8 protein-coding genes are annotated in these 8,505 nt (G+C 55.8%); 7 read left to right on the top strand and 1 reads right to left on the bottom strand.

The features are described from left to right. Window positions 1–488 precede the first annotated feature (488 nt). Window positions 489–1,751: a copper amine oxidase N-terminal domain-containing protein gene (locus tag ACE6ED_RS28490; RefSeq protein ID WP_410830825.1), complete on the bottom strand. Its 1,263-nt coding sequence runs from the start codon at window positions 1,749–1,751 to the stop codon at window positions 489–491. Window positions 1,752–2,006: 255 nt separating this feature from the next. Here ACE6ED_RS28490 and ACE6ED_RS28485 point away from each other — a divergent pair, with 255 nt between their 5' ends. The 7 genes from ACE6ED_RS28485 to mreD all read left to right on the top strand — a co-directional run bounded on the left by ACE6ED_RS28485 (window position 2,007) and on the right by mreD (window position 8,501). Next, complete coding sequence (locus tag ACE6ED_RS28485) at window positions 2,007–3,806, top strand: SPOR domain-containing protein (RefSeq protein ID WP_410830824.1); 1,800 nt, start codon at window positions 2,007–2,009, stop codon at window positions 3,804–3,806. A 339-nt stretch (window positions 3,807–4,145) separates the two neighbouring features. Then, window positions 4,146–4,391 carry a DUF4321 domain-containing protein gene (locus tag ACE6ED_RS28480; protein WP_410830823.1) on the top strand — a complete coding sequence of 82 codons (246 nt, stop codon included), beginning with the start codon at window positions 4,146–4,148 and terminating at the stop codon, window positions 4,389–4,391. Window positions 4,392–4,431: 40 nt separating this feature from the next. Further along, entirely contained in the window at window positions 4,432–5,043 is a 612-nt protein-coding gene (locus tag ACE6ED_RS28475; RefSeq protein ID WP_410830822.1) for a Maf family protein, read from the top strand. Between the two features lie 109 nt (window positions 5,044–5,152). Continuing rightward, window positions 5,153–5,842, top strand: coding sequence for a RadC family protein (radC, locus tag ACE6ED_RS28470; RefSeq protein ID WP_410830821.1), 690 nt, complete (start codon window positions 5,153–5,155; stop codon window positions 5,840–5,842). 39 nt (window positions 5,843–5,881) lie between these two features. Then, the gene (locus ACE6ED_RS28465) at window positions 5,882–6,916 is read left to right on the top strand and encodes a rod shape-determining protein (protein ID WP_410830820.1); all 1,035 of its coding nucleotides are present in this window, start codon (window positions 5,882–5,884) and stop codon (window positions 6,914–6,916) included. A 137-nt stretch (window positions 6,917–7,053) separates the two neighbouring features. Then, window positions 7,054–7,968, top strand: a complete 915-nt coding sequence (mreC, locus tag ACE6ED_RS28460; RefSeq protein WP_410830819.1) for a rod shape-determining protein MreC — start codon at window positions 7,054–7,056, stop codon at window positions 7,966–7,968. Further along, a complete protein-coding gene (mreD, locus tag ACE6ED_RS28455) occupies window positions 7,965–8,501 on the top strand; it encodes a rod shape-determining protein MreD (protein ID WP_410830818.1) in 537 nt (178 codons plus the stop codon). Before mreC ends, mreD begins: the two co-directional genes overlap by 4 nt. Window positions 8,502–8,505 lie beyond the last annotated feature (4 nt).

The raw sequence follows: 8,505 nt of genomic DNA, 5'->3' as shown, positions 1-8,505 counted from the left end.
AAAACGCTGAATAATCAGCAAATAGGGTACCCTGAGTCCGGCAAGAAAGTCATAGGCGAGGACAAGGCAGAGCTGCTTCAAAACGCCTCCAAGGTTTGGAAAAGCGAGACTGTGTTCAGGCAGGGAATGTTGTTGTAACACAGGCAGGGAATGTTGTTGTAACATAAGTTACGCACCTTTCTTATTGGCATGGTTTGTCACACTTCCATGATACCAAGCGAGTGAGGTACTTTTTGTAAATAAGAGCAAATTTACGGGCTTCTTCTTACGAACTCAAGGATTCAAGGCACTTTTTCAGGTGTGAAAGTTGAGTTACTCACTCAAGTGTCTAAGCCATTTTTTTAGCTGCGAAAGTTGAGTTGATAAACACAGACAGACCGGACGGGGTACAGCATTTCCTGTCCGGTCTGTTGTCGTTTGATCTCTAGACTGAAGATGCGGGCGAAACGCCAGCTTTAATATTGTCCCAACTATTTAGCCAAACTTGACTATTCTTCGTAAATGACAACGGACTTGCTGGAGCTCTCCCACAACACCGTCGCTTTAAACGCTTCGGCGATCAGCCGGGTGGGAACGACCATGCTTCCGTTCACTACCGCCGCACGCGTCTGAAGTTTCACCTGACGTCCATTCACAACAGCGGTCTTGCTGCCAGCGGTAAGCGTCACCGTCACGCCTTCCCGGCTGACCGTAACGGCTTTCCCCTCAGGATTCCACTTTACGTCCGCTTCGAGCGCTTCGGCAATAGTCCGCAGCGGGACCAGCGTACTGCCGCCGCGAACCAAAGGAGCCGCCGAGCCGGACAGCTCCACTCCGTTCACGAACAGCTTGGAGCTTTTTTTGCCTTGTTTTTCGTATAACTTCACCAGCTTTTTGTAGGAATCGAGGTTCTTCACGTCCGCCAAAATAGCTTCTTGCTGCACATAAACCGCTTCGGTGACACTCCCTCCGCGCTCAAGCATCTCCGCGGCGGCGTTCAGCGCCTTGCCCTGTTCCCGGATCGATTCCAGACGCGCAATCATTTCCGGCGTCAGCTTGGCGGAGTATTTGTTCAGCAGCAAATCGGCGAGTACTGCGCCTGCAGGCTTGTCGCCGTTGTGGCTGATGGCATTTAATAGCCCCCGATAGCCGTTATGGCCTTTGTAGGTTGCCGCTGTTACGGTTTCTTTGTACGTGGTCTCGGTCACCGTAGTTTTATTGAGGGCTGACGCCTTGTCTTTGTTTGAGGGACTGTTGTTTGTGTTTTTGCCTTCGTTTTTGCCTTCGTTTTTGCCTTCGTTTTTGTCTTCGTTATTACCCTCGTTATTACCCTCGTTTTTGTCCTTGTTTCCGTTCTCACTTTTGCTTTTGCCCGATCCGGCTTTTTCGGTATCCACGGCTTGTTTCTGAATCAAAGCGCCTTTATTGTCTTTCGCATCCTTCGCGTTTTCAGGAACTTCCCGGGAAGCCTCCCGTGTCAAAACGTTTGAGTCTGTTGAGTTTTCTCCTGCTTGACCGCCAACTGATTGCTCCGGCTCTTTAGCCGTGCTGCCGCCGGTTGATTGCTCCGGCTCTTTAGCCGTGCCGTCGCCTGTTTCCTTCTCCTGATTTTTTTCGGGGGCTTCACCGCTTTTACCAGTTTGCGTTTGTTGTTCTTCCGCTTGTTTCTTCTCTTGTCCGTTCCCTGCGTGTTCCGGTTTGGCAAGCACCGTACCGGCCGTTAGGCTGGTGGCAAGGAAGCAGGTAAGGAGTATGTACAGGCTTTTTTTCATGATGTGAATCCTCCTTGATGTAAGATTACCGTATATTTCGGCCGCCGCCTGGTTCGGCATTAGAGGCCCAAGAGAATTTGAGCCGAAGTTCCCAGAGAATCTGGATAACGCGCGACAGCGTTTCCACCAACTGTTAGCTTTCCGATCCGAGTAAAGCCGATTGTCCGGCTAATAGGCCTTTTCTACGACTCTGACATACCGGGCTGCTGCCTATCATATCCTCTGATATAGACCGGACAAGGCGAGGTGGGAGCTGTGAGCAACGGACGGATGACGTTCCGTTTTGATACCGAAAGAGTGGACGGAGAGCGTGGACTCCGGGAGGTGGTTCCCGGCAATGAATACGAAGAAGACCGGCTCAGGGGAAAAGGGTCCGAAGTGTACGATATGGAGCTGATCACTCCCGCCGGCAAAAAGCGGACAGAAAGCGGGAACGGGAGAACTTTAAACCGGGAGCGGGCACCGCAGAGCAGTTCCGGGCCGGAGGAGGTAAAAACAACATCAAATACGGTATCACAACCAAGCCAACACCCGGTACCGGATACGGACCCGGCACAAAAAGAAACGGAGGTGTGGATCGTACCCGACCTTGAGGCGCGTCATTCGTCTTCGGGGAGAAAACCAGATCAGGAGCGATTTGGACCGCCTTCCGCAGATGAAAGCCCGAGGCGGAGAAGCAGGTGGACCGGCACGCAGGAGAAGGAATGGGAGAGTACAGGAGAAGCGCCCAGACTCATCTGGGATGGCGAGCCGGCCGCTTACCGGATTCCGCCGCAAGCGGATGCGGCAGGCTATCAAGAAACCCCTCAAATCTGGGACCGGGAGGATGAGTGGGAGGCACGGCTGGATCCCGGTTTAAAAAATTTTCAAGAAGCAGAGCTGGAGCGGGAGCTGGAGACACGCTTTCAGCCTGTGTGGAAACAATCCGAGCCGCCGGGCCGGAAAAGGGCAGCGTCAGGGCGAAACGAGGAACGATACCCGCCCTCTTCCGGGTACGGGCGGCAACCGGATTCTCCTTACCCGGACAGGGAAGACCCGGATGCCGAGTGGAACACGCTGCTTCAGGGCGATTTGTATTTCCCGCGCCCCGAACGTCAGACAACCCGGGCTTCCGGCGGTTCGGGCGGCTATTACAGCAAGCGGCCGTCGTCCTGGTGGAAATTCGCCATATCCGCCGCGGGTGCGCTCGGCACCGGGCTGCTGCTTGGCTATGCCGCGCTGTCCTTCTTCGGCGGCATGTCCGGATCGGATGCGCCGCCAGCGGATTCGGCGGTCCGGGGCGGACCGGCTATCCGCGAGCAGGCCGCCGGCGGTGCGCCTGACGGCGGTGCGGTTAGCGGAGACGCGGCTGCGGACGGCCTTGCAGGCGAAGACGGTCCGGCGGGGCTGGGCACCTCAGGACTGCCGATCGGCAGCCCCGGAGCAGCGGGCGGGGTCGCCGTCCGCATTGAACCGCAGCGCTATTACCTGCTCCAATACGGCGTGTTCAGCTCGCCGGAAGGGGCGGCCAAAGCGCAGCAGGAGCTGCTGGCCGCGGGTCTTGCGGCCGGCTTCGACCCGGCGGACGGCAGCCGGGTATACGCGGGCGTGTCGCCCGACCGGGAGCAGGCCAAGCTGCTGAGCAACCGGCTGCAGACCCGCGGCATCGAGCTGTACGTCAGGGAGCTGGCGCTGCCTTCTCCCGCCCAAGCGGCGTTCAGCGGGGATGCGGAGACGGTCAACCGGTTTTTTGAGGTCAGCGGCAGATTGGCCGCGGGGCTTGGCAGCTTGTCGGCTTCGCTGCTGGGCGGCGGAGCGGGCGCGTCCGGTGCGGATCCGGCTCTCCTTCCGGATCTGCATCTGGAATGGACGGAAGCGCTCAAAAACCTGCAGACCGGACTTTCTCCCGAGACCCGCCAGGTATGCGCTGAGCTTGAGAACGCAGTGACACGCGCCATCTCGGCCTGGGAGGAATACGGCAAAAACAAAGCCGACGGTCTCCTGTGGGAGATGCAGGCGGCAACAATGAGCTTTTGTATGGGACAAAAAGAATTAGTGCGGCAGATGAGCCTGTAACTGCAGAGGAAAGCCGGCTTCAGTCCGGGAACGGACCCGTAAGCGGCGGCAAACCCGCGGATGCGGCCAACCGTCCCGTCGGCTCCACCAGATTGGGACCCGCTACGGGGCAGAACCGTCTTTACCAAGAAGTTCAGCTTGACCGCCGGCTTTCGGGCCGGCTTTTTTACGTTTGTTCGTCTGTTATCTCCATAAGTAAGCGCTTGCCTGTAAAGCGGGGAAAACCGGAACAGCGAGGCTGCTTTGGTAAACATTCCCGCACCCGATTTAGCGTTTGTATTGCATCCCGTTTCACCGTATAATAAATAGGGTGTCAAAAAATGGCGAGGGAAGACTGCGATGAAGAAGAAAAATGCGGGAACACTGATTTTGTTTCTAATTTTAGGCTGGCTTGCAGGGGCGTGGATCGCCAAGCTGCTTGAGCCGGTTAAGGCGCTGTCTTTTCTAACGGCATCGACCATAATTAAATGGTCGCCCCAGGCCGATTTGGACATCATCACCTACAACATAAACTTACAATTCAAACTTTGCCTGTTGAGCCTTGCCGGTATGATTACTGCCGTATGGCTGTACCGCAGGCTGTAACTATCCTCACCGACTCCCTGACAGGAAAGGAACGCTGACCGTGACTTCACATCCTAGCCGTCCGATTATCCTTGCTTCAGGCTCTCCGCGCAGGAGGGAGCTCCTGTCCCTGCTTGGCCTGCCGTTTGAAGTGATTCCCAGTGAAGCCGGCGAGCAGACGCCGCCGGGGATGCCGCCGGACGAGATCGTCCGGACGCTTGCGCTCCGCAAGGCTGAAGCTGTGCTTTCCGCCGCGGGAAACGGCGGTCCGGTCGTTATAGGAAGCGATACGATCGTCGTTTTGGACGGGGAAGTGTTGGGCAAACCGCGTAATCCGGACGACAGCAGAAGAATGCTGGCCGCGCTTCGTGGCCGTACACACCGGGTATACACAGGTGTGGCCTGCATCGGCATGCCGGAAGGCAGACGAACCGTCAGCCACCGCATGACGATGGTTACCATGCGAAATGTGACGGATGAGGAGATCGAAGCCTACATACAAAGCGGCGAACCCGCTGACAAAGCCGGCTCCTATGCGATACAAGGCCTGGGAGCTTTATTGGTGGACCGTATCGAAGGCTGTTATTTCAATGTGGTGGGGCTACCGCTGTCGCTTCTTGGCGGCATGCTGGCTGAGTTTGGCCTGCATGCGCTGAAGCCCCGGACAGACTAATCCGTTTTTAGTTATTATCGGCAGGTTATAAGCGGCGTATTACGGATGGCTGGATGGAAGGCTGCTTTCATCCAGCTTAAGCGTGAACGCGGACCGGAGGGAGACACGGATGGAGTCGCAGGGTTTTATGCTACGCGAACTCCCCCATGAGGAACGACCCAGAGAACGCATGCTGCAGTATGGGGCGGAATCATTGAGTCAAGCCGAATTGTTGGCTATTTTGCTGCGGACGGGCACCCGGCGCGAATCGGCCGTAACGCTGGCCCAGCGCTTGCTTAGCCGGCCCGGGGGCCTGCGCGGCCTTGCCGATCTGTCGGTCGCCGAACTGACCGCCGTCAAGGGGATTGGACCGGCCAAAGCCGTCCAGCTTAAGGCGGGAATCGAACTGGGACGGAGAATGTCGGTCGCGAGATGGAACCGGCCTTCGGCGATCCGCAGTCCGGGCGACGCGGCGGATATCCTGTCCGAGCAGCTGCGTTATCTGCAGAAGGAACATTTTATTTGTCTTTTTCTGGACACCAAAAATCAGATTATCGCCCAGGAAACGCTCTCCATGGGAAGCCTGAACGCCTCTATCGTGCATCCGCGCGAAGTGTTCCGGGCAGCCATCAAGTGCAGCAGCGCTTCCATCGTGTGTGCGCATAATCATCCGAGCGGCGATCCTACGCCCAGTCCTGAAGATATTACTTTGACCGCCAGACTGGTACAGGCCGGTGAAATTGTCGGAATCGACGTGCTGGATCACCTGATTATCGGCGACGGACGCTACGTAAGTTTGAAAGAAAAAGGACTCATGTAATATAATGTCCTAGATTTACGACGAAAAGGAGAATACAGCATGTTAGGTGGCTTCACGAAAGACTTGGGAATAGACTTGGGAACGGCGAATACGCTGGTATATGTAAGAGGCAAAGGCATTGTGGTCAGAGAACCTTCCGTAGTGGCCATCCGGACCGACACGAAGACGATTGAAGCGGTGGGCGAATCCGCCAAAAAAATGATCGGGCGCACCCCCGGCAACATCCGTGCGATCCGTCCGATGAAAGACGGCGTCATTGCCGATTTTGACACGACCGCAACGATGATTAAATATTTTATCCGCCAGGCACAGAAGCAGCGCTCCATGTTCCAGCGCCATCCAAACGTTATGGTTTGCGTACCGTCCGGCATCACCGCCGTTGAACAGCGCGCCGTCGAGGATGCGACGAAGCAGGCGGGAGCCCGTGAAGCCTACACGATCGAAGAGCCGTTTGCGGCGGCAATCGGCGCGGATCTGCCAGTATGGGAACCTACGGGCAGCATGGTCGTTGATATCGGCGGCGGTACAACCGAAGTGGCGGTCATTTCCCTTGGCGGCATCGTAACCAGCCGCTCCGTGCGTGTGGCGGGCGATGAGATGGATGAAGCGATCATCCAGTACATCAAACGGCAATACAATCTGATGATCGGCGAACGCACCTCCGAGCAGCTGAAGATGGACATCGGTTCGGCGCTGCAGCTGGAGCAGACCGAAACGATGGAGATTCGCGGACGCGACCTGGTGACGGGCCTGCCGAAGACACTGACGATTACATCGGACGAAATTTGCGAAGCGCTCGCGGATACCGTAGGGGCGATCGTTGAAGCGGTGAAGGTGACATTGGAGAAATGTCCGCCTGAACTTGCAGCCGACATTATGGACCGCGGAATTGTATTGACGGGCGGCGGCGCCCTGCTCCGCAATCTTGACAAACTGCTTGCCGGCGAGACGGGCATGCCAGTGATCGTAGCTGAGAACCCGCTGGACTGCGTGGCGATCGGAACAGGTAAAGCGCTGGACAACATTCACTTGTTCAAGACGCGTTCAAGTTCGTCCCTGCGTTCGAAACGGTAATCCGGTCTGAACGTCAACCCCCTGGTACCTTTGCGCGTTTAATCGTAAGGCTCAGCCATATTTTGCGCTACAACAATGGAGTCCTGCTTTTAAGCGCGGAGACGTACCTGATTAGGAGAGAAAACGCTTGTTAGAGGGTGTTGAAACTGTTTAAGCTGTTTAGCAACAAACGATTGTTCATACTGCTGATTACCCTGGTCGTGTTCATCGTGCTGATGGGGTTTTCGCTGGGTCAGAGAAAATCACTGTCCTGGCCGGAAAATTTCCTCCGCGATACGGTTGGTTTCGTGCAAAAATTGTTCTACAAGCCCGCTGGTTACGTAGCGGGCTTGTTTGAAGATATCGGCAATTTGAACGAACTCGCCGAGGAGAACGAGCAGCTCAAGATCGCTGTGGCGCAGTTCGCCCGTGAACGCTCGGAATACAACATGATCAAAGCCGACTATGAACGCTACAAGAAGCTGCTGAACTTCACCAAAGAGCAGGCAGGACGCTATGAGGCCGTGCTGAAGGTGGGCCAGGTCATCAGCCTTTCCAACGATCCGAACAACATGACACTGGTGATCGACCAGGGCTCGAAGAACGGCATCCGGCCGAATCTGGCGGTTATTACGGATGAAGGGCTGGTTGGCGTCATCAGCCAGGTCAGTAACTTCACTTCGACCGTCAAGCTGATGACGATGATGGACGCAAACGATCCGAATTCCCAGCCGCCGATCTCCGCAACGGTGCTGAATAAGGAAGACAAGTCTTTCGGGATTATCGAGAGCTACGATCCGAAGACAAAAATGCTGAAGATGAACCGGATTCCGCCAAACGATCCGATCGCGAAAGACGATATCGTCGTGTCCTCCGGTGAAGGCGGGGTTTATCCGCGGGCGCTGCAGATCGGAGTAGTAAAGAGCGTGGGGCCCGGTGAAATGGGTCAGACCAAGACGGCAATCGTTGAGCCTTTCGCTAAATTCCAGGATTGGAAAGAGCTGATTGTCGTAGTTACCAACGAGCCGCTGGAGGCGCCAGCCGGAGCGGACGGCACGGAGGCGGCACAGTGACGGTAAATACGCGTAAATCGCTGCTGGTTTTATCGCTGTTTCTTGTTTTTTTACTTGAAAGCACCATTTTGCCCTGGCTGATTCCGGATGGCTGGCAAATGCGGATTGTACCGAATCTGGTCTTTATTCTTATTTTATTTGTATCGGTATACCATCACCGGCACACCGCTTTAATTCTTGGACTGTCCTTCGGCATGCTGCACGATATTGTGTTTTACGGCCGGATTATCGGGGGACATTCCTTTGCGATGGGGCTGTCGGCCTATCTGCTGGGACTGATCTTTCAGATTCCGCGCGCTCCGCTGCCGCTCATGATGACGGTGCTGCTGCTGGGAAGCCTAGTGCAGGACAGCCTGCTGTTCGGCATCTACAGCGTGTTCAGTCTGAACCATGAGCCATATAACTGGGCGCTGCTGCATTATATGCTGCCTACGATGCTTTTTCATTTCGCTGCCGGACTGCTTCTCTATGTGCCGGTGCGGCGTCAGCTTGAACAGCTCAAGCTGAACAGCCGCAAGGAGGAGAACTCCTGAGCGT

The sequence above is a fragment of the Paenibacillus nanchangensis genome (genome assembly GCF_046543445.1).
GTDB classification, from domain to species: Bacteria; Bacillota; Bacilli; order Paenibacillales; family Paenibacillaceae; genus Paenibacillus_AQ; species Paenibacillus_AQ nanchangensis.
Note: the sequence above shows the minus strand (reverse complement) of the source record. Positions and strands in the feature narration are given on the sequence as shown.

Excerpts from the sequence above, each read along its gene's own strand:
- ACE6ED_RS28480 (WP_410830823.1), top strand. The coding sequence starts at position 4,146 with ATGAAGAAGAAAAATGCGGGAACACTGATTTTGTTTCTAATTTTAGGC.
- radC (WP_410830821.1), top strand. The coding sequence starts at position 5,153 with ATGGAGTCGCAGGGTTTTATGCTACGCGAACTCCCCCATGAGGAACGA.
- ACE6ED_RS28465 (WP_410830820.1), top strand. The coding sequence starts at position 5,882 with ATGTTAGGTGGCTTCACGAAAGACTTGGGAATAGACTTGGGAACGGCG.
- ACE6ED_RS28490 (WP_410830825.1), bottom strand. The coding sequence starts at position 1,751 with ATGAAAAAAAGCCTGTACATACTCCTTACCTGCTTCCTTGCCACCAGC.